The organism is Mesorhizobium sp. M1A.F.Ca.IN.020.06.1.1, assembly GCF_004023265.1.
Lineage (GTDB): Bacteria > Pseudomonadota > Alphaproteobacteria > Rhizobiales > Rhizobiaceae > Mesorhizobium.
Window position 1 is genome coordinate 1 of record NZ_RZSR01001691.1, and the last position, 581, is coordinate 581.

The 581-nt window shown below is 60.2% G+C and carries 2 pseudogenes; one reads left to right on the top strand and one right to left on the bottom strand.

Annotated elements, in window-relative coordinates:
* Positions 1 to 145 (bottom strand): annotated as a pseudogene (locus EOA60_RS39980) (nuclear transport factor 2 family protein); the annotation flags it as partial.
* Positions 146 to 256: 111 nt separating this feature from the next.
* Between EOA60_RS39980 and EOA60_RS36385 the strand changes: the two are divergent.
* A pseudogene (locus EOA60_RS36385) lies at positions 257 to 581 on the top strand (xylose isomerase); the annotation flags it as partial.

The following is a 581-nucleotide window of genomic DNA, read 5'->3' on the forward strand; positions in this document are numbered from 1 at the left end:
CGTCGTGGCCGTCGCCTTGCATGATCGGGTCGCGATAGCTGACGTCGCTGGTGAAGGCGGCCTCGAGCAGGGTCTTGCGGCGCGCCGCATCGCTCTCGTTCCAGGCGGTGATGTAGTTGCGGGCGATCGTGTTGAGGTCGGTCATGGTCTTCATCCTTCATTGGATCGTTTCGACATGACCCTTTTGGACCCACGGAAGCGCCAAACCAATTACGCCTGAGGTAATCGGCGAAAGCAGTTGGAGAGGAAGGAAACCATGAGCAGCGGATTTTTCGGCAATATCAAGACCATCAAGTATGAAGGGCCGGATTCGACCAATCCACTGGCCTACCGATATTACAACCCGGACGAAGTGGTGGGTGGCAAGCGGCTGGAGGACCATCTGCGCTTTGCCGTCGCGTATTGGCATTCCTTCGCCTGGCAGGGCGGCGACCCGTTCGGCGGCCAAACCTTCGACCGCCCCTGGTTCGCCAGGCCCGGCGACATCGACACGATGGAACTGGCGAAACTGAAGGCCGACGTCGCCTTCGAGCTGTTCTCGCTGCTCGGCGTCCCCTATTTCTGCTTCCACGACGCCGACG